Here is a 26,068-nt window from a genome sequence, read left to right on the forward strand (position 1 = left end):
TTATTCAAACCTGTTATTAAAAATCATCTCCCTAAAATATACTTTTTAACTCACCTGCTTGCATGTGCCAATGATGATCGGCCAATGGCATAATATCTTGTGTGTCATGGGTGACCCATAACAACGTCCGCCGCGAATCTGCTCGCAACCAGCACATGAGTAACTTGACTAGCTGAGCTGAGGTATCGCTGTCTAAAGCCGCTGTGGGTTCATCTAATAACAGTACTTGCGGGTTCAACTGCAAAAGACGTAGGGTATTGACCAGCTGTTGTTCACCACCGGATAGGTGAGTGGTTTGTTGGTATAAAAAATCAGGGCTGCGCTCTAAATGGGCAAGTTGGTTGATATGCCAATCAACATCAAAACGGCGATGCTGATGGGCTTGCAAACCATAAGGCATTTGCAAATTGTCAAGGACGCGACCTTCTAGCAGTTGAGGATGCTGTGCCAGTAGAGAAACCTGCGAGCGCCATGTTGTAGGAGAACTGTCATAAATACTGATGCTGTGATTGCTAGTATCGCTAATGCTAAGATCACGAGCGCCAATATTGTGAGTACCAATATCTTTAGTACAAGGGACGAGACTGTTGGAGTCGTCCTCAGCGCGCAAACGGACGTCGCCGCTGCTGAGTGGTAATAGACCTGCCAACACGCGTAACAATACGGACTTACCACTGCCAGATGCTCCTGTCAAAACGGTCACTTGTCCTGACAATAACGTGCCACTAATACCCCTTATCAAAACGCGTTTATTGACAGACAAAGGCTTATCTACCACGGAACGCTTTGTTATTTTGCTAAGCCAATCGTGACATGTGCTAGACAAAGTAGGGGCGGACGTAGAAAGGCGCTCATGACTGGGACTTTCTGTCGTAGGGCGTTTACTATGTACCCAAAGGTCGTGAAATGCTAGCATAACGCTCTTCTTAGGTATGCCAGCAGATCAAAGTCTTTATTCATCAGCATGTTGAGTGATGGCTTGCTGAATCGCATCACGCAGTTTTTGCGGCACACGAATGGGGCGCATTGGCACGGCATGAGTGGTGGCTGGATCATCATTAGATATGGCTTCTGCGGTTACTTGGTTTTGCACGCAAGCGATAACAATCTTGCTACGACTCAATAAGCTGTGGTTGGCATTGTTACTATTAGTAGAGTTACTATTAGCATTAGTACTATTAACAGAGTCACCATTAGCAGAGTTACTATCTGATGGGTGACGATGGATGCTTTGATAAAAGGTGATGCTGGCAGGTTTTAGATCGACTTTGTCGATACGCACATTGATGATTTCGTCTAAAAGAATGGCGCGTTTGTATTGTAAGTCGGCTTGGCTCACGACAAAATGCTGAACGTCACCCGTATCAGTCTGTAAAAAATACCCATTGATACCGAGCTTGGTAAACCAATCGCGTCGGCAGTTTTCAAAGAACACCAAATGATTGGCGTGATAAACTATACCACCGGCATCAGTATGGTTAATATAGACGTTATAGTTCGTAGCAAATAGGGGCTTAGTCGCAGTATCAGAAGTGACTTGATTGGTTGCTTTATTAATAGGGGCTGCGCTTGTCTTGTTATTCATAGTGTCTGCCATTACGGTACTTAGTAAAGAGGGTTGAGAAGGATCACTTAGTGAAAGCGACTTAATAAAAGTAGCTCAATATAAATGTGATTTAATAAAAACAATATAGTAAAGAATAATATAGGTGCCAATAAAGGCTACTCTATCTTAAGATATAAAGGCGCGCAACAGAAAGGCGCGCCTGCGTCTGCTATCATAGCCGTTTATGGGTGGCTGCATTTCACGTATTCGTATTAGCCCCGTAGTCCAATCAAGTAGTCTAATCAATCAGTATAGGATGGTTTATGCCCCGTTTTGTCAGTTTTAATATCAATGGTATTCGCGCCCGTCAACATCAGCTTGAGGCTGTACGAGAGGTCATCGATCCTGATGTGATGGGTCTACAAGAAACGAAAGTTCACGATGAGCAGTTCCCACTCAAAAACATAGAAAGCCTTGGCTATCATATAGAATACTTTGGGCAAAAAGCGCATTATGGCGTAGCCTTATTATCTAAGGTTGCGCCTATATTCGTACAAAAGGGTTTTCCGGGTGAGGATGAGGAAGCGCAAAAGCGTTTTATCCATGCCCGTTATGAGCTAGAGGGACGCGAAATCGATGTGCTCAACGGCTATTTTCCACAAGGAGAAAGCCAAGACCATCCAACCAAATTTCCGATGAAGCGCGCGTATTATGCTGATTTGATGGCTTACATTGATACGCTAAAGGCAGAAGGGCGCTCGCTTGTTATCATGGGAGATATGAACATCGCGCCAGAAGACATCGACATTGGAATTGGTGAGGCCAATGCCAAGCGCTGGCTTAAGAACAGAAAGACGTCGTTTTTGCCAGAAGAACGCGCTTGGTATAGCGATTTGATGTCGCGTGAGTTGACCGATACGTATCGCTTACACTATCCAGAGAGCACAGACTTGTATAGCTGGTTTGATTATCGCAGCGGCGGCTTCAACGATGATCCTAAGCGTGGTCTGCGTATCGATCACATCTTGTGTACTCCTGATTTAGTAGAGGCGTGCGTTGATGCAGGTATCAGTTATGAATTACGAGGTATGGAAAAACCTTCTGATCACGCCCCAATTTGGTCAGCATTTGATCTAAATAAACTCTAAACCATTTTTTATAAATAATACCAAAAACTGAATAATAAGGATTTAACGATGGCTGTTGGAAATATTGCAGTACCTGATACGATCTATCCTATCGAAGGCATTAAGTTAAGCGCCACCGCAGCAGGTGTACGCTATAAAAATCGTGACGATTTGGTTGTGATTGAGATTGCTGATACGGCCACTACCGCCGTTGTAACCACCAAAAACGCTTTTTGTGCTGCCCCTGTACGCCTATTACGCGAGCACGTTAGTAAGACCAGTCCGCGCTATTTGGTGACCAATACAGGCAATGCCAATGCAGGTACTGGCGCGGATGGTAAACGCCGTGCGACCGATATCTGTCAAGCACTTGCTAATAAAGCTGGGGTGGACGTTAGTGCCGTATTGCCATTCTCAACAGGCGTCATTGGCGAGCCTTTAAACAGCGACGCTATTATTGCCGGACTGGACAAGGCGCTTGCCAACCTATCTCCTGATCATTGGCTGGCCGCTGCGAATGGTATTCGAACCACGGATACTATTCCCAAAGTTGCTAGCCAAAAAGTTGATGTTGATGATGTCAGTTATCATGTCACTGGTATGTCAAAAGGGTCTGGCATGATACGTCCAAACATGGCGACCATGCTAGGTTATGTGGCAACCGACGCCAATATTGCCGCTGACTTGTTGCAAGAAATGCTAAGCGCCATTAATGAGCAATCTTTTAACCGCATCACGGTTGATGGAGACACCTCTACCAATGATTGTTGTGTATTAATCGCCACAGGGTCTGCCAGCTCAGACGTCATTGATAGCAAGGCGCACCCGCATTATCAGGCAGTTTTTACCACTCTAACCGAGGTGTTTGTACGTTTGGCACAACTGATCGTGCGTGATGGTGAAGGTGCGACCAAGTTTATGACCGTGAAAGTGACAGGCGGTAAGACGACGCAAGAATGCTGCGATGTGGCATACGCCGTCGCGCAGTCGCCACTGGTAAAAACGGCATTCTTTGCCAGTGATGCCAACTGGGGTCGTATTTTAGCAGCCGTTGGTTACGCTGGTATTGAAGATTTAGATACAGAGCAGGTCGATGTGTATTTAGATGAAGTAATGATTTGCCAAAACGGGGGCGTTGCGCCTGACTATACCGAAGAAGCGGGCAAGACGGTCATGAGTCGTGCTGAGATTACCATTCATATCGATCTTGCGCGCGGCGATGCCAGCGACATCGTTTATACCTGTGACTTGTCATACGATTATGTCAAGATTAATGCTGATTACCGTAGCTAGTTTTTTTTAACTCAAAATTTATTGGTATTGGTAGTGGTGTTGTCATCAAGCCAGAGCAAATATTGCTCTGGCTTTTTATGGTCTCTATCGTGGATGACTGGTTTATATGGTCATTCAATACGCTTTGTTAACATCAGTTGCAAAAGCTGACGTTACTTTACAAAGCAGTCATAGAGAGAATTAGGTTATGCGCTCTATACTAGCCTCAGTAAGCAATGACCGACGTTGTTGATATTTTGATAGAACGTAGAAGCAATTTGGCTAAGTTTTTAGTCACAGTAGCGCTATAGCAGTAACGTTATAAAACTCACTGAGTTTATAGACATTATAATAGCCACTGATATTGCTTGAGGTGTTTTGAATAGATGTCGGGCAATGAAAAACGTTTAGAACAATAAATTGAAATAAGCAGTACCGTATTTATATTACTTAACTGAGGATTTAATAATGAAAAAATTAGCACTTGCAGCATTGATGACCACTTTTGCCCTTTCAGGTTGTTCTACTATGGGTATGGATAACGAGCGTACCATGGTTGTTGAAGGCCAGCCTATGAATGTCAAAGTCGTTAACATTCCAAGTTTTGAAGTAGAGATTGCACCACGTAAAGCTGTATGTGATCTAACTGCTACTGATGGCAGCAAAGTTGAATCACAGTGCTTACAGTATCGTCAAACTTATCAGAAAAATTTCAACACTTTAAATGGTAATATCCAAGGCTTCACTTATGAGCCAAACTACCGCTATGTGCTAGATGTGCGTCAAGAAGCAGTAACTGCTGAAGGCTCTAACAAGGTTCAGCCTGTTTGGATTTTAAATGAAGTTGTGTCAAAAACTGCTGAATAATAAGTCTAGTTTATAAACAGACAGTATTGTGCGATAGCAACAATGACAGTAACAATATATAGTCAATCCAATATGAAAAGGCATAGCGAGAATGGGACTGATTTTTTGATGCCTCTGTCGGCGTAGGCACAGCAAGCAGAAAAAATTGGTTCCAGTCTCGTTATATCGTTTTTTGTATCCATTTTATTTAGAATCAACTATAGATAATAATAAAAGGCCTCTAATCTGTTAGAGGCCTTTTTTAGTGCAGCAATATGAGTGCTTTATATTAACACTGACTGAAGTTCACACTAACACCGCGAGTCGCAGTCGGAATACGATTGTCGGCATAGATGGCAAGCCCGCCACGAGCGGTTTCTTTATATTTATCAGACATATCCGCACCCGTTTGCTTCATGGTTTCTATCGCCTTATCTAATGATACGAAATGCTGACCACTGCCTCTACAGGCAAGACGCGCCGCATTGATGGCTTTTACTGCGCCCATTGCGTTGCGCTCAATACAAGGTACCTGCACCAATCCGCCAATAGGGTCACAAGTCAAACCTAGATTGTGTTCAATACCAATTTCAGCGGCGTTCAAACATTTGGCTGGCGAGCCGTTCATAATCTCTGCCAATGCCGAACCTGCCATGGCACAAGCGGAACCGACTTCTCCTTGACAGCCCACCTCAGCGCCAGAGATTGAGGCATTTTGTTTGATCAGACTACCGATTGCAGTGGCATTCAATAAGAATTTACGCACACCGTCTTGGCTATAATTGGGCAAAAAATCGCGATAATAATGCAAGACGGCGGGAATGATACCAGCAGCGCCATTGGTAGGAGCCGTGACTACTTTGCCGCCATTGGCGTTTTCTTCATTGACGGCAAGTGCGTATAAATCGACCCAATCCATGGCGGCCAATTTATCCGTCTTAGTGATGGGCTGATCTTTTTCAGCACACAATTGCGAGTGCAAATCTTGAGCGCGGCGCTTGACATCTAAGCCACCCGGTAAAATACCGCCATTTTCACAGCCTTGTTTGACGCAGTCCTGCATGACGTCCCAAATGCTGTCTAAATAGGCAAATACGTCTTCTTTATCACGAAAATGACATTCGTTCGCCAATACTAAGTCGCTGATACTGAGTCCATATTGACTGCACTGTTCTAACAGCTCTGAGGCATTGTTAAAAGGATAGGGGACACGGCCAATTGTTGGGTTGGCATGATCTTCATCTGGGTTGGTCGCATCTTCTTCATTGATCACAAAGCCGCCACCGACTGAATAATAGGTCTGCTGATAACGGGTGCCGTCTGTCAATACAGCCCGAAGCGTTAAGGCATTGGGATGATAGGGCAGGACGGTATCATCGTACCAATAGATATCTTGTTCTGTATCAAAGGCCACGGTATGCACACCTGAGATATTTAGGACTTTATCAGAGAAGATAGGCGTCAAATAGCTGCTAGTCATACGAGTATCAATAGTACTCGGCGTATGACCAAGCAATCCTAATAATATAGCGGTATCGGTTGCATGTCCTTTTCCCGTCGCTGCCAACGAGCCATAAAGCTCAATCTCCACCTTTTTAATAGCGGCTAGCTCTGCCTGCTTGGACAATGATGCTAAAAATAGATTGGCAGCCACCATAGGCCCAACAGTATGCGAGCTGGATGGACCAATGCCGATTTTAAATAAATCAAAAACGCTAATCATAATAAGTTACCGAAAATTTTAAGCGCTTTAGCATAGTGAATCCATTGCTTAAGGCACTTTTAATGAAAGTATAATAGACAGATGTCGCTCTTACCTATCAGTCATGGATAGGTACAAGGCATTGTCTATAGAAATATGGCCGTCAAAATGGGTTGGTGTTGATTGAATAATAACTTTTATTTGTTTTGAAACTCCGCTATCATGCTCTGAGTCGACAACTATGTAACATCCTGTAAGTTAGTTACTACCATAACGTACCCAAATCACAAACGATAAAGCCATTAGTAATAGAGGCTATTTAATCCTACAAATTCACTGAGTAGTAATCATCATATCAAATCATACTTTTGGTTTGTCATATTACAACATAAATGAATGAATTGGGATGGGACATTATAAATGGGAATATACAGAGTTGCTATTGATAAAAATAGATAACCATAACGTCCTCTTAATTATCTTCTCAATGGCACACCATTTTTATTTCAGCAGTTATTTTCGCCTATTATTTTCGCCAAGCTCACATAGGACAAGCGCGTATGCCATCTCAAAAAGACCCTTCAACCCCTTTAGAAAACAGCGCTAAACACCATTCAGATCATAACGCCTTAGAAGCAGCAGGCATTGACTCAGCTACTATCAGTCACTCCCATAATCCCGACTTTGAAAATGGTCGTTGGTTTCCAACATGGCGACCTTATAAAGGCGACTTGGATCGTGATCCGGTCGGTATTAATGAGTATCTACCACCATCAAAAAGTGTGCTATTAGGCATACAGCATACCTTTGCGATGTTTGGTGCGACCGTACTGGCACCGCTTTTAATGGGGTTTGATCCAAACTTAGCGATTTTGATGTCTGGTATCTGTACGGTGATGTTTTTTATCATCACAGGTGGGCGCATGCCAAGCTATTTGGGATCGAGTTTTGCGTTTATTGGGCCAGTGATCGCTGTCACGGCCTATGCAGGTGCAGGGTTCAACGCCAATTTAAATGTAGCGTTGGGCGGTATTATGGCCTGCGGTATCATCTATGCGCTCATTGGACTGTTGGTGATGAAAACGGGCACAGGCTGGATTGAGCGTTTAATGCCGCCCATTGTGACGGGTGCCATCGTGATGATTATTGGTCTAAATTTAGCGCCAGTGACTATTCAAGGGGTGTCTGCCAATCAGTTCGATGCGTGGATGGCAACATTGACCGTACTACTCATCAGCGTTGTAGCGGTATTTACACGAGGGATGCTACGTCGTTTACTACTGCTGGTGGGCCTAGTGTTATCATATATTGCCTATTTTGTGATGACCAATGTACTGGGCTTTGGCGCAGCGATTGATTTTAGCGGTGTGGCCGCGGCATCATGGTTTGGCTTACCAAGTATTCATACGCCGCGCTTTGAGATGAGTGCGATTATTTTAATTGCACCTGTGGCCTTTATTTTGGTGGCCGAAAACTTAGGTCATTTTAAAGCAGTGGAGGGCATGACTAAGGCACGCGTGACACCTTATATGGGTCGCGCCTTTTTTGCTGATGGTCTTGCGACGACTTTTTCGGCAGGGTTTGGTGGAACAGGGGTAACGACTTACGCTGAAAACATTGGTGTTATGGCGGTTACTAAAGTGTATAGCACCACAATATTCGTTGTGGCCGGTCTGGTCGCAATCTTACTGGGACTGTCACCAAAATTTGGTGCCATCATCCAAACTATACCAGCGGCTTTATTGGGCGGTGCTTCTATCGTCGTATTCGGTTTGATTGCGGTTGCAGGTGTAAAGATTTGGATAGACAATCATATCGATTTTAGCAAAAACAGCAATCTTATTATTGCCGCTGTCACCGTGATCATGGGTACGGGTAATTTTAGTCTGCATATAGGCGGCTTTGATTTGGGTGGTATCGGTACCGCAACTTTGGCCGCTATCTTGCTAAATGCCTTGTTTAATCAAGGATCTGAGGCTAAAGATACCAGTAAAAATTTGGCTAAATAATCGGTCTTGATTCCGCCGTTTTTCATTAAGCCACTTTTCATTAAACCACTTTCAATTAAGTCACTTTTCATTAAGCCATGCCGCTAAAAAAGCGCTTCTCTTATTTATAGGAGAAGCGCTTTTTTTATCAAACAATAACCAATTTATTTATAGTTGCGTTTATAAAACCGTGAAAAAAATCGATAGCGACGTAGCGCACGCGGCTTAGGTTTTAGGGACCCTAAATAAATGGCAAACATGGTCAACAGCGCGCCGCTCCATTGTAACGTGTTAATCGGTTTGTCCAACCAGCTATAATCTATCACCAATGCGGCAATAGGCTCTGTCAATAGTAATAATCCAGTCAACGCCAGCGAGAGCTTAGGAATGGAGTAAGCAATTAAACCCCATGCCAAGCATTGCATCACCGTGCCATAAATCAGCACCCAGCCAATCTCAGACCACGTATTGGGTAAAATATGACCCATATCAAAAACAAACATGGGAACCATCATCGCTAAAACGCCGCCGATACTAATCAGTTGCATGAGCATGAATATGGGCGTTGGTTCCGTATCATGAGTCTTACGAATAAAGGTCATGGACGCCGCCAGCATAGCACCCGATAAGATACCAGTGATAAATCCCCAAGTGGCTGCCGTATTATGAGCAAACTCAGGACTACCAATCATAGCCACGCCCAGCATGGCTAAAAACAAACTGACAATTTGTACGATAGATTGGCGTTCATTGAAGTATAAAAACCCAATCGCCGCTAAGAAAAAAATCTGTAAACTGTTGAGCAAGGTCGAAATACCCGGGCCGACGGCATAAATGCTTTCGTGCCAAAGCGCCAAGTCTAAGCTCAAGAAGGCACCTGATAATAAGGCATATAATATTGCACGTTTGGAGCGCGGTAAGCGTTGTCCCATGACTTTTGCCAAAACGGCAAAGACGATACCTGACACCAGCAATCGCCAAAATGACATGGCCCAACCACCAATATCCACATGGGCAACAATCAAACTACCCAAACCAAATATGATACAACCAATGACTAAGCCAATAGGTGCAGAGCGTGAAGAAGCGATAGTCATAGACGGTCCTTAAATCTGTATTATTTTTTTGTTTTATCTACCAACATAGTATGAATACGACTGCTAGCACAGACCATATTGTCGAGGGTTTACACCAAAATTGAAATGTTTAAATAATAATTTATGTTCATTATTCAATGACGGTTTACGTTACTTGCTAATAAGGAAGCAGTTTATCAAAGATGGCGATGTATACAGTCGCGTCACATCCTTACAGGAATGACATTGGTGCAAACAACAGTGTTTGCTAATCTAGTGGTTTATAATGGTCTTATTTCGCCATTATTTATATCAAAACCTTTCATACCATTAGCCTAGGTTTACTTATGTTTCGACGTTCATTATCAAAACAACCCCGTTTTTTTGTATCCAATTTGCGCTTTACGGTGCGCTTCAAAAAGTCGCATTATGGTTTGGCAACGAGTATGTTGCTCGGTGCGTTATTTATCATGCCAACGGCGCAAGCGGCTAGCTGTAAAATCCCTAAAAGCTACTATAAAAACGTTTCTTGTACGGCAAACAGTGGTTATTTTTTGGCGATAAAAGACTTCGGCGCACCAGTTGCCCTGCTCAATAATAAAGGGAAAAGCGTGGTTGATTTATCACGTTATCAAAAAGTTGATGTCGACAAGCTATCAGGCGGTTTGTTGCCAGTGCAGCGTAATAATCAGGTAGGTTATCTCAATATGCAGGGTCGTGAAGTCGTTCCTGCGATGTATGATGTGCTGACAGATAGTCAAGGCTGGGCGCGTCCTGTATCTGATGGGCGAATCGTGGTAAAAAAAGACGGTAAGTATGGCGTGATTAATACAGCCAATAAAATCATCGTACCGTTTTCGGCGTCGATTAGTGACATTGATAATTATCAGGGTGGTAGGGCGCAAGTACGTAAAAATCAGGCGGTCAGTTGGCTGGATAAGAATGGTAAAACCATCAGCGAGCCTAAGCGCGCTGATAATGAGCCATCTTCCGCTCGCTCATCAGCGCCTGATACCAGCCGCAACCCATTATCGTCTGGAAAAACCGCGTCCAATCGTTTTACCACATTGCAGCCGCGTCAGCAAGATGGTAAATGGGGATACATCGATGACAACGAGGTGGTTATGATTACGTACTCATTTGATGAGGCGCGTCCATTTTCTGAGGGTTTGGCTGGCGTGCGTATTGGTAAAGATTGGGGCTTTATTAATCTTGGCGGTGAGCTTGTGATACCTTTTCGCTTTGCCAACAGCGGGGTATCGACTGGTGATCGTTACAAAGGTCAGCCAGCATTTGTATTTACAGGTGGTAAAGCTTGGATCGGTAATCTAAAGAATGGTAATAAAATGTGTGTCGACAAAGAAGGCACGGGTGTGAGGTGTGATTAGACGATAAGCACAGCCCGATATAGTCGATTCACTTTAAAAAGAATACAGCAAAGAATACAGCGATGCCGGTATGAGTTTTTGATGCCTCTGGCGTGCAAAGCGCACAGCAAGCGAGGAAATTTTATACCAGCAGAGCATTATGTCCATCGTATCTCTATTATATTGAATGGACAATATTAAACGACTGACACAAAAAAAGAGTGTAATACCTATTATGAGTAATAGGTTCTACGCTCTTTTTTATGCCAATTCATTTAGACACTCACTACTGAAAATTATTTCGCCAGTAAATGCGTGCTAATCAAATCGACCATATAAGGCTGATAGTATTCGGGAATGTCATGCGCCATTCCCTCAATCAGATGAAACTTAGCATTAGGAATGGTTTTGGCAACCACGCGCCCTTGCGAGGGAGGAATTAGCCCATCTGCGCTACCATGCAGCACGATGGTGGGCGCTTTGACTTGCTTGCTAAATCGACTGATAGAGCCTGATGCTAGAATGGCATTGAGCTGTTGCACCGTACCGAGCGGGTGAAAGTTGCGTTGATAGCGCAGTTTGGCAATTTCACGTACCATCCGCACATTGACATGGCCCGGCGTTCCCACCGTTTTCATAAACCAGACACTGTGACGTACAATATCGCGCTCAGAGTGGCTCTCAGGCCGATTAATGAGAGTATATAGCTGCTTGGGTTTGGGTGGTCGCAAAAACGCACGATTGGTCGAGGTAAACATCAAGGCCATGCGCTGTACAAGGCTTGGGTAACGAGCCGCCACAATCTGGGTAATCATCCCGCCCATAGACGCGCCAAGCAGATGAGTGGGGCCGAGGTTAAGCGCTTTAATGAGACGCGCCGTGTCTTCTGCCATGTCTGTCAGATTGTAGGCAACGGGCGCGCCTTTATTAGACAGTCCCGTTTGCAAACGCATCATCATTTTGAATTGACTGATACGGGGTAGACCCTCAATCTGGACTTTAGAGGACAAGCCAATATCGCGATTGTCAAAACGAATCACAAAAAAACCTGCATCAATGAAGCGCTTGATAAAATTATCCGGCCAAAACACCATTTGTGAGCCAAGTCCCATCACCATTAATAAAGGTGGATGATGAGGGTTGCCACCCGCTTCAACACAAAGCTCGATGCCATCTCCAATATCAATCATGGCTTGATAAAGATGTTCGCTTAGGTCGGATTCACACCATTGATGCGTACCAAATTTTTGCCACTCAGGCGTTGGCTCATGTATTGGATAGGCACTTGAGTCTTCAGCTAAATTTTCAGACAATGGGGTGTCATTGATGTCATTTGATTTTGTCATGAAATATCCTAATTAGAGAATCGTCTACTAAATCTCAAGCATCTCAAAATCAAGCTTGCCGACGCCGCACTCTGGGCAAGTCCAGTCATCAGGGATATCTTCCCATTTGGTGCCAGGGGCGATGCCTTCTTCAGGACAGCCAAGTTCTTCATCATATATCCAGCCGCAGACAATACATTCATAACGTTTCATAAGTAGTCCTATCAATCATTACCAGTGTGACAATAAAATAAATGGTTAATGTGCATATCTAGAGTGACAGTCATTGTAGCAGACTGCAAAAGCGCACGTAGTTTAGCATATAACCATTATTATATGACCAAGGTTTCGTAGTTTAAGTTTACACTTGTATATTGAGATGGATTGTCTTTTATCAAGGTCATCAGTGGCGCCTTTGCCACGACATTTGTATCAGCTGTGCTATAATACCGCCGAAAAACGCCTAGTGAGGTTTAGGAATTGCGACCACCATACGGTATGGTAAATACTGCTGTCTAAACACTCTCATTCAAAAAATGTTCTCTATAGTCGATACTCAATAAAATGAATACACGCCATTATAATGCGTGATTGAGATGAATTTTGCTTGCTTGTTGCGGCGTTGCTGACAGAGGCGGCACAAAACCTATCTCAATGACACGGTGTGTTTTATATTGACCTGACTATAAATACTGTTATCTACGCCATATAAACTAAGGGTTATTATGAGCATCAATGCTGCCACAACCACTGACCACACAACCGATTCGTCTAATACGCTCAATACGGACCATCGGTTTTGGCAAATTATTCGTACTGTGCCTGATTTTCCAAAAGCTGGCATTGATTTTTATGACATTACGCCATTACTGCGCAGCCACATTGACGATGTCATCGATGCGTTACTTGCCGCGTTGCCAGATGGGTTGATAGACGAGGTAGATTGTCTAGGAGCGGTGGAAGCGCGTGGGTTTGTCTTTGCAAGTTTGCTGGCTGGTCGTTTGGGTAAAGGTATGATTTTGTTGCGGAAACCGGGTAAATTACCACCACCTGTTGCCAATAAAGCGTATGCATTAGAATATGGCAAGGACACGCTTGAGATGCAAAGCAATCTACCACCTGAGCGCGTGCTATTGGTTGATGATATCTTAGCGACAGGCGGCACATTGACGACGGCTCATGAGCTGTGTCAATCAGCAAGTCATACCGTGGTTGGTGCCTTGGTACTACTAGACTTGGTCGATTTGCATGGCGAATTTCCAGTACCTGTTTATACGGTGTTAAAAGCTTAAACTTAGCATTTTAGACGATTGCTGTCTCAGAGTCGGCTATGGCAACAAAAAAAGCGCACTGAACCATGTCAGTGCGCTTTTATTTTATCGATTATCTAAAGCGGTTAGTTCGCTTGTTGGGTTTTTTCATAACTTTTGCAGGCTTGCTCAATCAGCTTGCGACCACTTGTTTTGGGGCTAGTGATGGTAAAGTCTTTTGTGGTCAGAATGGGTTTTTCTGATTGCCAAGATTTGATGACTTTATTGTCAGCGCCATAATCCACGTAAGCTCGCTTATAGTAACTGGCGTCTTTGCAAGAGATGAGTAATTGCTGATCGCTATGGTCAATAGCAGCGTCTTTACTTACTTTTGCCTCTTTCGTGTCGCTTTTTTGCTCAACAGGTTTTTGCGCAGGATAGGTTCTACGAATAGACACCATGATATTTTCGACAGACTTTTCATCTATGATATTGATGTCTGAGCTTTCAATAGAGCTCAAATCCAAACTAAAAATAGTTCCGTTTGGACTCTCTGACACTTTTGACCAGTTCACTGCATGCGCGCTGACTGCTAGCGCGCCTCCTGCTAATAACACTGATAGCCGTTTCATAATAAAGCCTTGCTTGTTCTTATTGAGATTGAGTCATAGTAACCAACTTACTATGAGCAGGCAAATCTCTTTTATGACTGCCTGCCTACGCCGACAGAGACTGCGAAACATTTATCTCAAAAACAGTCATCTCAGTCTTACTTATTAGTTTATAGAATAAATCGACTCTATCTACTAAGCGCTTGGATTAATTGCGCATCGTTGCCAGCATTTTTGCCAGCTCGTCACGCGCTCCGATAAACCCATCAATACCTTTTGGCAGTAAATCTTGTGTGACCGTATCTTGCTGATAAGCGGCACTAAACTCTTCACGCGTTAAGCTTACCCGAGTCATATCCGCCATATCGAGCGACATGCTGGGGGATAGCTGCTGAACCACCTCGGTATCCATTGCGGCAAGCTCATCAATAAGGTCAGGCGCGATGGTCAATAGGTCACAACCTGCAAGTGCCAATATTTGCTCTGTTGAGCGAAAGCTGGCACCCATCACTTGCGTATGGTAATTGTGCTGTTTGTAATATTGGTAAATGCGCTTGACAGATTGTACGCCCATATCATCAGAGGCGGGGACATTTTGCCGGTTTTGTTGGCGTTTTTGCCAATCTAAAATGCGACCAACAAAAGGCGATATCAAGGTTACACCTGCATCCGCACAAGCAATCGCTTGATGTTGACCAAACAACAAGGTCAGATTGCAGTGAATGCCTTGGGTTTCAAGATAGCGAGCGGCTTCGATGCCTTGCCAAGTTGCTGCCATTTTAATCAAAACACGTTCTGAGTCGATCCCTGCTTTTTGATAAGCGTCCATAAACTCCAAAGCTTTATCAATTGTCGCCTGAGTATCATAAGACAAGCGCGCATCAACTTCCGTAGAAACCCTACCGTCAATCAGTGCCAAAATATCACAGCCAATCCGTATGGTCAGCGCATCAATCACCGCGTCCACATTGCCATTATGACGGCTCATGGTTTCAGAGAGCATGCTTTGATTGTCAGGATGAATAAGCGCTTTGGTAATAAGGCTTGGGTTGGTAGTGGCATCGATAGGTTTGAGACGGGCAATGGCGGTCAGATCACCCGTATCAGCGACAATGGTGGTCATGGTGCGAAGTTGTTGTAATGCGCTCATCAGATATCCTTGTTCAAATATAAAGTTGTTTTTTTATTAATAATACAATTTGTTATTGGCTTTAAACTGTAACATAGTTTTGAGTCAGTGTTGTTTCATAGTTTGACCGTGCGTTACGGTGCCTTGGTGTCGTTAATCCAAAATAAAAGTGGTACGTACGGTCATCGTGTTCTACTGGCATAAATTTTCCTCGCTTGCTGTTCGCCAGCGTGACAGAGGCTTCGTAAAATTAATCCCAGTAGAACTTTATCCTTTTTGAAATGAATCAGCTATATGGCTTTATGAGTATGCGTCGATTTACGCTCATTTCACCCATTTACGCCCATTTACACCCATTTACACATGGGCACTGAGCACAGTTTTTGTTATAGTAGAGGCGGTCAGCGGTTTGCCTACGGCATTTACTGTTTAATGTAAGAGCAGTAGGCAGCAACCATAAAAGATAGGACTAGCAGGGCACAATATTTTTGATAGACTGGTCTCTTGCATATTAAAATTAACACAGTAATACTTAACAGATTATAAAATCTAAGAAGGATGGGCGGTAATGAGTGAGCAGTCAACAGAGCAAAACATGGATAATCCAAACCAAACCATCGCAGGCACTAGCGACACTACAACTGAAAAAGCGTTTTTGGATAACATTCGCCAAAATATTGATGCAGTAGACTGTGAAATCCAGACGCTAATCAACAACCGCGCGAAATTGGCTCAACAAGTCGCCGCGGTGAAAAAAAGCCATACCGCCAATAATGCAACTGCTGACAGTCGTAATCCTATTTTTTATCGTCCAGAGCGTGAGGCACAAGTATTAAAAGCGGTTATGGAGCGTAATGAAGGGCCAATCGCTGACGAAAAAATGGCGCGTTTGTTCCGTGAAATCATGTCGGTCTGCTTGGATTTAGAAGCGCCGCAGCGTATTGCTTTTTTAGGGCCAGTTGGCACCTTTACCCATGCTGCCGCGCTCAAACATTTTGGCAAAGCTGCTGATACGGTGCCAATGACGACGATTACGGATGTGTTCCGTGAAGTAGAAGCGGGGACAGCGATGTATGGTGTCGTACCGGTCGAAAACTCGTCAGAAGGCGTGGTGAACCATACATTGGATGGTTTCTTATCTTCTAGTCTCAAGATTATTGGCGAAGTTGAGCTACCGATTCATCAAAATTTCTTGGTCGCTGAGCATACCAAAATCGATGGTTTAAGCCGCATTTATTCGCATCAGCAATCATTGGCTCAGTGCCGTCATTGGCTCGATGTGAACTTCCCTAATGTAGAGCGCGTTGCCGTATCCAGCAATGGAGAAGCGGCCCGTCGTTTAAAAAATGAATGGCATTCAGCAGCAATTGCAGGCGATGTGGCGGTTGCAGAATATGATTTGCATAAACTGTATTCAAACATCGAAGACAACCCAAGCAATACCACGCGCTTCCTTATCATCGGTCACGAAGCCATTGCCCCATCTGGCCAAGACAAAACCTCAATTGTTGTCTCAGCACACGACAAAGCGGGCGCATTGATCGAAATCTTAAAGCCCTTGTCTTATCATAGCGTTTCGATGACCAGTATTGAGACGCGCCCTGAACGTCCTAATAAATGGGCGTATGTGTTCTTTATTGATATGAATGGTCATGTCGATGACGCTAATGTGAGCGCCGCCATCAATGATATTCGTCCATTGGTCAAAGATTTGCGTATACTGGGTTCTTATCCAAAAGCGGTATTGTAACTTTTATAAATGCCAAATTTTTAGTATTAATAGCGGTCATGACTGACATCAGCCATGACCAATAATGGATATCTGACCACAGCTAAGGATAAACCATGCAGCCTACTGAATCGACAGCGTCAAGTTTAGCACCGCTCAAACCGGCCTATGATAGTATTTTAGCGTTGGCACCGTATCAAACAGGCAAGCCAGTAGAAGAGTTGACACGTGAGTATGGCATCTCAGATGTGGTCAAACTTGCGAGCAATGAAAACCCCATGGGCTGCTCGCCGCATGTAACGTTGGCAGTGACGGAGCAATTGGGTCAGCTGGCGCGTTATCCGGATGGTAATGGCTATTATCTCAAGGAAGCGTTGGCGGATTTTAATGAGGTGAGTGTCGATCAGATTACCCTCGGTAATGGTTCTGATGATTTGCTTGATATTTTAGCGCGTAGTTTTGCAGGCGTTGATGATGCCATTGTTTATAGTCAGTATGCGTTTATCGTTTATCCGATGCTAGCAAAGATGCAAGGGGCTAAGGGTATCGAGGTACCCGCCCAGCGCTTTGGTCATGATTTAAAAGCCATGAGCCAAGCCGTTCAAGACAATCTAAATACTAAAATAGTATTTATTGCCAATCCAAACAATCCCACGGGCACACAACTTGAACACAAAGCGTTGCACGAATTTGTGGCCAGTGTGCCAAGCTCAGTATTGGTGGTATTGGACGAGGCTTATATCGAATACAGTCCTGAAAGTAACAATCGCGCGCTGTTAGATGAATTTGCCAATGTGGTCATTGTCCGCACTTTTTCTAAAGCGTATGGACTGGCGGGTCTGCGCGTCGGTTATGCCCTAAGCTCAGTGGCAGTAGCCGATTTGCTCAATCGAATTCGTCAGCCATTTAACGTCAGCCGTATTGGTCTGGCTGCCGCTGCTGCGGCCCTAAAGGATCAAGCCTTCATTGCCGATACTCGCGCAACCAACAACGAGCAAATGCGTTGGCTTGAAAAGCAGTTTGATGCGTTAGGATTGGGGTTTATCAAGTCGCATGCCAATTTTATCATGGTAGAAGTGGAGGTTGAGATGGAGGACACCACGGCTGCTGTGATTTATCAAGCATTGCTCGAGCAAGGGGTTATCGTGCGCCCATTGACAGCGTATGGTCTTCCTAACTGGCTGCGCATTACTGTTGGGTTAGCAGAAGACAATCTACGTTTGATTGATACCTTGCAATCTATCTTGAGTGAAGACTGATAGGGTTGCCAAGTGTTCTTTGAAGAACACGTCAGTCCATCAATAAATTTTATAATACGAATGCTAGATTGTTTTATCTAGGTGCTCGTTTGTACAACGGGAAAAACCGTGAGTCGTCCGCAAAAAAATCAAAAGAATAAGAATCAACCACTTATCAATACTCAGCCGCCAGTAACGAAGCACGCGTTGTTCAAGCAAGTTTGCGTGATTGGACTTGGGCTAATCGGTGCCAGCCTTGCCCAAGCTATCAAAGACAATGGCCTAAGTTCGCGTTTGGTGGCAGTCGATAGACATATGCCAAGTATAGAAGAGGCCATCAAACAAGGGCTACTGGAGGCGGGTAGCTCAAATCTACAAGATGTGATCGGTGGTAGTGATTTGATTATCATTGCTGTGCCCGTACAGGCAGTACAAGCAGTATTTGCTGATATTAAGCAGGCGATGGACGATGGACAACTTGCTGCGAATTGTATCATTACCGATGTTTGTAGCACCAAGGTCAATATCATTGAGGCGGCCAAATCTGTTTTTGATCCGCTACCAACAGGCTTGGTGCCCGCGCATCCGATTGCTGGCGCTGAGGATTCAGGATATCATGCTCGCCGCGCCAGCTTATTTGTCAATCATAGTGTCATCGTTTGTGAATTGCCCACGACCAACAAGGTAGCCATTGCTAAGCTACGCCTGTTATGGGAAGCGGTGGGCGCAAAAGTCATGCCGATGGCGGCGGACCATCATGATGCCATATTGGCACATACCAGTCATTTGCCGCACTTGCTAGCATTTAATTTGGTCGAACAGCTGGCAAGTCACGACGACAATTTGGATATGTTTCGCTATGCTGCTGGTGGCTTTCGCGATTTTACCCGCATTGCGGCTAGTGACCCTAAAATGTGGCATGACATATTTTTTGCCAATCAAAACGCCATTGTCAATGCACTTGATGAGTATGGTGTCTATTTGCAGACGCTGCGCCAGCTTATCATCGATAAAGATTCAACCGCCCTGATGGGACTTTTGGGCCGCGCGCAAGCCGCACGGCGACATTTTGGCCATATGTTAGCCAGCACCCCTTATACGGATACTTCTGCCATGTCAGCTTCTTATATTATTACGCCCAGCAACACTGTTTCTGGCACGATTGCCATTCCTGGTGATAAGTCCATCTCTCATCGCAGCATCATGCTGGGTAGCCTTGCAACGGGCGTTACCCATGTCACAGGATTCTTGGAAGGCGAGGACGCGCTTGCAACCTTGCAAGCGTTTCGCGACATGGGCGTGACTATTGAAGGACCTCATAACGGTAATTTGACCATTCATGGGGTCGGTATGAATGGCTTAAAGCCAAGCAAAACACCCCTATATATGGGCAATTCAGGTACCAGTATGCGTCTGCTTGCTGGTATCTTAGCCGCGCAACCATTCGATAGTGTGATGTTAGGCGATACCAGTTTAAATAAACGTCCAATGGAGCGTGTAGCAGCACCGCTACGTGAAATGGGTGCGGTTATTCAAAGCACAGGTCACAGCGGGACAGCGCCACTCAGCATCACAGGCCGAGACTCGGTTGGCAAGCCACTACAAGGTATCGATTATGAGCTGCCAGTTGCTTCTGCTCAGATTAAGTCCTGCTTATTGTTAGCCGGTCTATGGAGCGAAGGCACAACGACCATTACTCAGCCAGAAGTCAGCCGTGATCACACCGAGCGTATGCTGTCAGCTTTTGGTTATCCAGTCACGGTCGATGGCAATCGCATCAGTGTGAAAGGCGGCGGTACATTAACGGGTGGTGATATCGCTGTACCTGCTGATATATCGTCAGCGGCCTTTTTTATGGTGGCGGCCGCCATCAGTCAAGGTAGTGAGTTGACCTTAACGCAAGTGGGTATCAACCCGACACGTACAGGTATCCTCGATATTTTAAAATTGATGCAAGCCGATATCAGCTTGAGCAATGAGACGCATGTGGGCGGCGAACCCGTTGCAGACATTACGATTCGCGCTTCTAACTTAGTGGGTATTGAGATACCAGAGCATCTAGTGCCACTAGCGATTGACGAATTTCCAGTACTATTCATTGCGGCTAGTTGCGCGCAAGGCCGTACGGTATTAACGGGTGCAAAAGAGTTGCGTGTTAAAGAATCTGACCGGATCGCAGTCATGGCTGAAGGCTTACAAACACTTGGTATTGATTGTACTGTGACGGACGATGGCCTAATCATTGAGGGTAAGGGCATTGAGGGTAAGGGCATTGAGGGTAAGGGCATTGGGGGTAAAGGAACTGATAGTCAAAACGGTCAAATTAATAATAGCCAACCTGTCTTTGGTGGCGGTCACATCACCTCACATCATGATCATCGCATCGCCATGAGCTTTGCGGTTGCCAGCTTACGAGCATCGGAACTAATCACCATCGAAGGAGTTGAAACCGTCAATACCAGCTTCCCAGGATTTGCAGAACTTGCCAATCAAATTGGTATGGCTATTCAAGTTGATAGCATAAGTGCTTAAGACTGTACCGTTCATCCAAAATAAATACGGTCATAGCTTTCTACTGGTATAAATTTTCCTCGCTTGCTGTTCGGAGGCGTGACAGATGCTTCGTAAAATTTACTCCAGTAGCACCGTACTCTTTTTGAAGTAGATCGACTGTATAACCTATCAATGAGTGAGCCGCTTAATTCTTAAGTAGTTATCGGTAAATTTTTTAAAATTCGTGGTTGTTTTTAGCAATGTGTTGATGTCTACATAGGCATTCACACATTGCTTTTTAACTTATATCTTATCTGTAGTGACCCTGCCTTCTAACCCCTGTGTTGATATGAAAGATTCGCATAAGTTAGGAGGCGCTTTGCTCTAAAACGTTGTACTGTAATATGGCTACCCAAGACGTCACCAAAAAACCTACTGCTCCTATCCAAACCACCAGACGTGGTATTTTAACCGCGCTGAGTGCTTTTCTTATTTGGGGCATTTTTCCACTATATTTTAAGCAGCTAGCAGCCTATGATGCGACTGAGATTATCGGTCACCGTATCATCTGGACGTTTGCCTGTTTGCTTGTCGTGTTGGTAGCGACCAAACGCTGGCAGTGGATCGAGACGCTTAAACAAAATCCAAGATGGATCGCATTCTCTTTCATCTCTGGTCTGATTATCGCTGCCAATTGGCTCACGTATGTATGGGCAGTCAATCATGACCGCATTCTTGAAGCCAGTTTGGGGTATTTTATCGGACCATTGGTAGGGGTGGCGCTATCGATGATCTTATTTAAAGAGCGTTTGCGTCCTCTACAATGGATCGCCATTGGCTTTGCGCTGTTTTCTGTCGTCATTCAAGTGGTGATGATTGGGAGTTTGCCATGGATATCGCTGATATTAGCGTTTAGCTTTAGTACTTATGGTACGATTCAACGGCAAACGCCTTTGACTGCTGTTGATGCCATGTTTGTCGAAACGACGATGCTAGTGCCAATATGTCTATGGTGGTTTTGGCAGGCAGATGTGGTTAGTAGCCAGCTGAGCTTTTGGTTTAGTCCAAACATTTGGCTATTGATGCTGGCAGGCCCTATTACCTTGATACCGCTCTTGCTGTTTAATAAATCAACCAAGCAGGTCGCTTTTAGTATTTTAAGCTTTATGAATTATCTGACGCCGACCTTTATTTTCTTCTTGGCGGTGTTCTATTATAACGAACCTTTTGACTTGCATCGTTTGGCCGTGTTTGGTTTGATTTGGCTGGGTCTGCTATTATTTAGCATTGATTTGTGGCGTCATCGTCCAAGCAAAGTGTTGAAAGCTGAGCGTTTACGGGAAACGGCATTATAGTTGGTGGACTAAATATAATTGACTCTAAATAAAATGAATACAAGAAATGATAGAGCGAGACTGGAACCAATTTTTCTTGCTTGCTGTGCCTTCGCAGACAGAGGCATCAAAAAATGAGTCCCATTCTCGCTGTGCCTTTTTTATCTTGGATTGACTATACTTTAATTAAAACTCGAATGATAAAATTAGCAAACAAGGATGAAAGCATGTTTCATACCCAGTCTGATGTCGTATTTGTAAAAGGCTTGAAAGTAGAGGCGGTGATTGGCGTTTATGAGTGGGAGCGCGCGATTACTCAGCCGCTATTGATTGACATTGTGCTTGAAACGGACATTAGCCGCGCTGCCGTGTCAGATGATGTCAGCGATGCGCTGAATTATAAAGCCGTCTGCGATGATGTGAGTGAATGGTGCCAAGCAATCAAAGCAAAGCTTCTTGAGCATCTAGCTGGGCAAATTGCGGACAAGTTACTCGAAAAATACGCCAGTCAAAAAGTCACACTAAGTATTGCCAAACCGACTGCGATTAAGCAAGCGGATGCGGTCGGTGTGCAAATCACGCGACATGCCAAAGTTTCAGCCAATGATGCATAACGTGTTGGCTGATTTAAACATCAAGGCATTAGACAGATACGAGCCTGAAGTGCTGCAAACGCATGAGGTGACAGCAGTGCTGCTCGCGTTGGGCAGTAATTATCATGCCGACACGTACTTGCCGATTGCTCTATCACGTCTAGCAGAGTTAGGCGAGATAGAGCTGTCGACGGCATTTCAAAATCCTGATTTTACAGCGACGCTGGCATTGCCAAAACCTGACTATACCAATCAATGCGCCTATTTGGCCTTAAAATCGCCCCTGACATTGGCGCAGCTACAACAAACACTCAGACAGATTGAATGTGATTGTCAAAGGCAGCGTTTGACAGAGCGATCAATGTCCATAAAACAAGTGACCATGGACATTGATATATTGCTTGTCAATTTATATACCAGCTTATATATAAACAAAAATAGCCTAAGCAAAATAAATATTTCTAAATGGATTGTTATGGCAAATCGTTATCCATTTAAAACGCATGAAGCAGTAGGAATCGAAGAATTAGTGAGTCGAAGAGTTAGTGAGTCGAAGAATTGATTAAGAATGGCGATTTAGCGTAGAGAGTTAATTGCTATTTCAATTTAGCACAGGAAAAACCATCAGAGCTAGAGTAATAAAAATGCGTAAACTGTATGGTATCAGGGCGCATGCTTAGTTACGCTAAGCACAAGCCCTAATCATTAAGTAAATTTTTACTTTGACTGAGCGTCTGCCTCATCCATATCAGACCGATCAATCATGTCAAAATCCTCTAAACTTAGCTTATCATATTCTTTTTTACAAAACTCAGGATCGATTTGGCACATCGCGGCTTGTAGCTGATCGAGACGATTCTCTGACTGCTGAATATGCTCCAGCATTTTAGCAAAGGCTTCTGTGATGGGGTCTTGTGAAGAAGGATCGACACCATACGCCTGAAAAGTAGTGGTACGCTTGGTATTTGACGCCGTGTTTTTCGCCTGATCTTTATCGGTAGTACCTGATGCTTGTGCCACTTTTTCTTGCTGTTTGGCATCTTGAACTTTGGTCGTGATGGGATTGCCTCTTTCATCATGATGGTCTGAAATCATACGTGCTGCACTGCCCACCATCGTTGCATTTGCTGGTACTGGTTTGACCACCACAGCGTTTGAACCAATCTTGGCGTTTTTGCCAACGGTGAATGGCCCTAACACTTTTGCGCCAGCACCAACCGTGACGCCATCTTCTAGCGTTGGGTGACGTTTGCCATTATTCCAAGAGACGCCGCCGAGTGTGACGCCATGATACAACGTGACATCGTTGCCAATCTCAGCCGTCTCACCAATGACGACACCCACACCATGATCGATAAAAAATCGTTTGCCAATCTTGGCTGCTGGATGAATTTCAATACCCGTAACGATACGTGAGCCGTAAGAGACGACACGTGCTGCCAGTTTTTGTTCGTTATTCCAAAGGTAATGGGCACCGCGATGCAAAATAAGCGCATGAAAGCCAGGATAGGTTAGGATGATTTCTAGACTGTTACGCGCGGCAGGATCACGGTTGAACACCGCATCGATATCTTCTGTTAAATCTTTTTTGATGGTGGCAAGCGATTTGAACCATTTGGCTGGCAATGACATATAGCGTCCTATCTATTCGTCTGTAAAGTGGCGGCGCTTAGACAAAAGAGGAATTACCTCATTCTGCCGTTGCTATTATGAACCACTGTTTAATTATTATTTTGCTGAGTGTGTTGGTTGTTATTGATAATCGTATTTGTAGTCGCTACTCAATAAAATAGATACATAATACGATAGCGCGTAACGGATAAAAATTTTGCTTGCGTGTTGACTGTGCCTATCGCGATAGAGGCTTCGTGAAATTTATCCAGTTACGCTGTATTTCTTTTATATTAGCCTGACTATATATTTATATTATAAATAGAATCAAAGCGTGTTGATGCTTCAGTTTGTTAAGTTATATTTGTTAAGTTATAGCAGCTTTATATCATAAAATATAGAGATAAATGATCAAGTGAACGTGCATTAATATCTGAGTGTCAGCTTATCACTATCGACTGTATATCGATTCAATAATCAAGCGGGTATCAGTCTTTTGAAAGTTTGGCAATTAATGCGCTTAATAGCTGGTATTCCTTTTGATCAAGCTGTAGGCGTGAGCCCAGTCTGGACAATCGAGAGGGCAGTGACTTTAAGTGTTCGCTATCTGCCAAACCGCGCTGAACCATCAGATCAGTGGTACGCTGAGTAAGCTGTTGCAGTTGCTGCTGCGTAATGGCGGGCTCATCCCATTGCTGACGCAGATGCACGTCTAATGTCGTCTGAGCTACGGCGCTATCATTATCGTTCATGCTATTGTCAATTGTTTGACTATGCGTGTTCACGTAAGCAAAAATAAAGCTGGCAATAACCTGCACGGCTGAAGCGACATTTAGTACAGGGTAGGCAGGGTTGGCATCGATTTGAATATGATAATCTGCATAAGCCAGCTCTTCATTGGTCAAACCCCGATCTTCGCGACCAAATAGAATAGCAATATTTGGCGGGCTTATGGTATCGCTGGTTTGGTGCTCACTTAGCGTGTCTTTTGAATTTAAAGCAGTTTGACTGTCAATAAATTCCAACATGATTTTGGCCGCTTGCGTAGGCGTGACCACAGGTCGCGGTAAATGACGGCTACGGCTACTGGCCGCAAACACGAGCTGACAATCGGCTATAGCAGACTCAAGCGTCGGGGCGATGACTGCGGATGACAACAAGTCACTACCACCTGCTGCGTGAGACACACTAGAATCATCGATTGGGTGCTTAGGATCAACCACCGTCAAACGCGACAAGCCCATGGTATGCATGGCGCGCGCCGCTGAGCCAATATTGGCAGGCAAGGTGGTATTGACCATGACAACTTGCACACAATCGAGATAGTCGCTGGCGGTAGAGACTGATGGCGCTGATACTACGGATGATGAATCTTGACTCATTATTGTCCCAATCTTTGATGGATTTCTTGTTCAGCGCGCTGCAATGCGGCAGCGATAGCTTCTATAAGTTCAGCTTGCTCGCCGATAAGACGCTCGCGGCAACGTTCTTGCAGCTCTCTGCAAAGTTTAACCAATTGTGTGGTGCCCAAGTTGGCACTAGCGCCTTTTAGGGCATGAGCACTCTCAAACCCATTGGCATTGTCATTCTTCTGCTGAGCCACTCGTAGTGCTGCTACTCGCTCATGACTATCAGTGATATAGACTTGTATCAAATCTGCAAAGTCTTCTTCTAATAAATCACGCATTTCTTCAAACTGTTCATGGTTGATGATTTCTTCATCATTCTGAAAGTGGTTGTTGGTATTAGGCATTGCGTCCATGATCTTGTATCCATTTTTTAGAAATTAAACCATCAAATGACTATGATAAATTAACTGGGAACAAAAGAC

The 26,068-nt window shown here is 44.4% G+C and carries 23 protein-coding genes; 12 read left to right on the forward strand and 11 right to left on the reverse strand.

The window, feature by feature from the left end:
* Window positions 1-31: 31 nt before the first annotated feature.
* A complete protein-coding gene (locus tag AAJP47_RS09745) occupies window positions 32-916 on the reverse strand; it encodes an ABC transporter ATP-binding protein (RefSeq protein WP_346717719.1) in 885 nt (294 codons plus the stop codon).
* Between the two features lie 36 nt (window positions 917-952).
* Window positions 953-1,585, reverse strand: coding sequence for a hotdog domain-containing protein (locus AAJP47_RS09750; RefSeq protein ID WP_346717720.1), 633 nt, complete (start codon window positions 1,583-1,585; stop codon window positions 953-955).
* Between the two features lie 284 nt (window positions 1,586-1,869).
* Here AAJP47_RS09750 and xthA point away from each other — a divergent pair, with 284 nt between their 5' ends.
* The 3 genes from xthA to AAJP47_RS09765 all read left to right on the forward strand — a co-directional run bounded on the left by xthA (window position 1,870) and on the right by AAJP47_RS09765 (window position 4,812).
* A complete protein-coding gene (gene xthA / locus AAJP47_RS09755) occupies window positions 1,870-2,694 on the forward strand; it encodes an exodeoxyribonuclease III (protein ID WP_346717721.1) in 825 nt (274 codons plus the stop codon).
* Between the two features lie 48 nt (window positions 2,695-2,742).
* Complete coding sequence (gene argJ, locus AAJP47_RS09760; protein WP_346717722.1) at window positions 2,743-3,966, forward strand: bifunctional glutamate N-acetyltransferase/amino-acid acetyltransferase ArgJ; 1,224 nt, start codon at window positions 2,743-2,745, stop codon at window positions 3,964-3,966.
* 447 nt (window positions 3,967-4,413) lie between these two features.
* A complete protein-coding gene (locus tag AAJP47_RS09765; protein WP_346717723.1) occupies window positions 4,414-4,812 on the forward strand; it encodes a DUF4377 domain-containing protein in 399 nt (132 codons plus the stop codon).
* Between the two features lie 268 nt (window positions 4,813-5,080).
* Here the strand turns inward: AAJP47_RS09765 and AAJP47_RS09770 are convergent, their stop codons facing one another.
* Window positions 5,081-6,514, reverse strand: coding sequence for an L-serine ammonia-lyase (locus tag AAJP47_RS09770; protein WP_346717724.1), 1,434 nt, complete (start codon window positions 6,512-6,514; stop codon window positions 5,081-5,083).
* A gap of 539 nt (window positions 6,515-7,053) precedes the next feature.
* Between AAJP47_RS09770 and AAJP47_RS09775 the strand changes: the two genes are divergently transcribed.
* The gene (locus AAJP47_RS09775; RefSeq protein WP_346717725.1) at window positions 7,054-8,502 is read left to right on the forward strand and encodes a solute carrier family 23 protein; all 1,449 of its coding nucleotides are present in this window, start codon (window positions 7,054-7,056) and stop codon (window positions 8,500-8,502) included.
* A gap of 143 nt (window positions 8,503-8,645) precedes the next feature.
* Here the strand turns inward: AAJP47_RS09775 and AAJP47_RS09780 are convergent, their stop codons facing one another.
* A complete protein-coding gene (locus tag AAJP47_RS09780) occupies window positions 8,646-9,578 on the reverse strand; it encodes a DMT family transporter (RefSeq protein ID WP_346717726.1) in 933 nt (310 codons plus the stop codon).
* Window positions 9,579-9,904: 326 nt separating this feature from the next.
* On the opposite strand from AAJP47_RS09780, the gene AAJP47_RS09785 reads away from it, so the two are divergent.
* Complete coding sequence (locus AAJP47_RS09785) at window positions 9,905-10,945, forward strand: WG repeat-containing protein (protein WP_346717727.1); 1,041 nt, start codon at window positions 9,905-9,907, stop codon at window positions 10,943-10,945.
* 275 nt (window positions 10,946-11,220) lie between these two features.
* Here AAJP47_RS09785 and AAJP47_RS09790 read toward each other — a convergent pair whose 3' ends face one another.
* Together AAJP47_RS09790 and AAJP47_RS09795 are read right to left on the reverse strand one after the other, a co-directional pair.
* Window positions 11,221-12,270: an alpha/beta fold hydrolase gene (locus AAJP47_RS09790; RefSeq protein ID WP_346717728.1), complete on the reverse strand. Its 1,050-nt coding sequence runs from the start codon at window positions 12,268-12,270 to the stop codon at window positions 11,221-11,223.
* A gap of 27 nt (window positions 12,271-12,297) precedes the next feature.
* Window positions 12,298-12,462, reverse strand: a complete 165-nt coding sequence (locus AAJP47_RS09795; protein ID WP_021814629.1) for a rubredoxin — start codon at window positions 12,460-12,462, stop codon at window positions 12,298-12,300.
* A gap of 512 nt (window positions 12,463-12,974) precedes the next feature.
* Here AAJP47_RS09795 and AAJP47_RS09800 point away from each other — a divergent pair.
* Window positions 12,975-13,541 carry an adenine phosphoribosyltransferase gene (locus AAJP47_RS09800; protein WP_346717729.1) on the forward strand — a complete coding sequence of 189 codons (567 nt, stop codon included), beginning with the start codon at window positions 12,975-12,977 and terminating at the stop codon, window positions 13,539-13,541.
* Between the two features lie 104 nt (window positions 13,542-13,645).
* On the opposite strand, the gene AAJP47_RS09805 is transcribed toward AAJP47_RS09800, so the two are convergent.
* Both AAJP47_RS09805 and AAJP47_RS09810 read right to left on the reverse strand, forming a co-directional pair.
* Window positions 13,646-14,131 (reverse strand): hypothetical protein, encoded by a 486-nt coding sequence (locus AAJP47_RS09805; RefSeq protein WP_346717730.1) that lies wholly within the window; start codon window positions 14,129-14,131, stop codon window positions 13,646-13,648.
* A gap of 187 nt (window positions 14,132-14,318) precedes the next feature.
* Complete coding sequence (locus AAJP47_RS09810) at window positions 14,319-15,260, reverse strand: transaldolase (protein WP_346717731.1); 942 nt, start codon at window positions 15,258-15,260, stop codon at window positions 14,319-14,321.
* Between the two features lie 547 nt (window positions 15,261-15,807).
* Between AAJP47_RS09810 and pheA the strand changes: the two genes are divergently transcribed.
* From pheA to AAJP47_RS09840, 6 genes are all read left to right on the forward strand, one after another.
* Window positions 15,808-16,989: a prephenate dehydratase gene (gene pheA / locus AAJP47_RS09815; RefSeq protein WP_346717732.1), complete on the forward strand. Its 1,182-nt coding sequence runs from the start codon at window positions 15,808-15,810 to the stop codon at window positions 16,987-16,989.
* 95 nt (window positions 16,990-17,084) lie between these two features.
* Window positions 17,085-18,227, forward strand: coding sequence for a histidinol-phosphate transaminase (gene hisC, locus AAJP47_RS09820; RefSeq protein ID WP_346717733.1), 1,143 nt, complete (start codon window positions 17,085-17,087; stop codon window positions 18,225-18,227).
* A gap of 153 nt (window positions 18,228-18,380) precedes the next feature.
* Window positions 18,381-20,738 carry a bifunctional prephenate dehydrogenase/3-phosphoshikimate 1-carboxyvinyltransferase gene (locus AAJP47_RS09825; protein WP_346717793.1) on the forward strand — a complete coding sequence of 786 codons (2,358 nt, stop codon included), beginning with the start codon at window positions 18,381-18,383 and terminating at the stop codon, window positions 20,736-20,738.
* A 365-nt stretch (window positions 20,739-21,103) separates the two neighbouring features.
* Entirely contained in the window at window positions 21,104-22,054 is a 951-nt protein-coding gene (gene rarD / locus AAJP47_RS09830) for an EamA family transporter RarD (RefSeq protein ID WP_346717734.1), read from the forward strand.
* Window positions 22,055-22,260: 206 nt separating this feature from the next.
* Window positions 22,261-22,647 (forward strand): dihydroneopterin aldolase, encoded by a 387-nt coding sequence (gene folB, locus AAJP47_RS09835; RefSeq protein WP_346717735.1) that lies wholly within the window; start codon window positions 22,261-22,263, stop codon window positions 22,645-22,647.
* Window positions 22,637-23,188, forward strand: a complete 552-nt coding sequence (locus AAJP47_RS09840) for a 2-amino-4-hydroxy-6-hydroxymethyldihydropteridine diphosphokinase (RefSeq protein WP_346717736.1) — start codon at window positions 22,637-22,639, stop codon at window positions 23,186-23,188. Before folB ends, AAJP47_RS09840 begins: the two co-directional genes overlap by 11 nt.
* Window positions 23,189-23,343: 155 nt before the next feature.
* Here the strand turns inward: AAJP47_RS09840 and cysE are convergent, their stop codons facing one another.
* The 3 genes from cysE to AAJP47_RS09855 all read right to left on the reverse strand — a co-directional run bounded on the left by cysE (window position 23,344) and on the right by AAJP47_RS09855 (window position 25,999).
* Window positions 23,344-24,219, reverse strand: coding sequence for a serine O-acetyltransferase (gene cysE, locus AAJP47_RS09845; RefSeq protein WP_497198714.1), 876 nt, complete (start codon window positions 24,217-24,219; stop codon window positions 23,344-23,346).
* A gap of 506 nt (window positions 24,220-24,725) precedes the next feature.
* On the reverse strand, window positions 24,726-25,619 hold the full coding sequence (locus AAJP47_RS09850) for an RNA methyltransferase (protein WP_346717738.1): 894 nt from the start codon (window positions 25,617-25,619) through the stop codon (window positions 24,726-24,728).
* A complete protein-coding gene (locus AAJP47_RS09855; RefSeq protein ID WP_346717739.1) occupies window positions 25,619-25,999 on the reverse strand; it encodes an Hpt domain-containing protein in 381 nt (126 codons plus the stop codon). Before AAJP47_RS09855 ends, AAJP47_RS09850 begins: the two co-directional genes overlap by 1 nt.
* Window positions 26,000-26,068: the final 69 nt, after the last annotated feature.

The organism is Psychrobacter halotolerans (assembly GCF_039680845.1).
Classification (GTDB): domain Bacteria; phylum Pseudomonadota; class Gammaproteobacteria; order Pseudomonadales; family Moraxellaceae; genus Psychrobacter.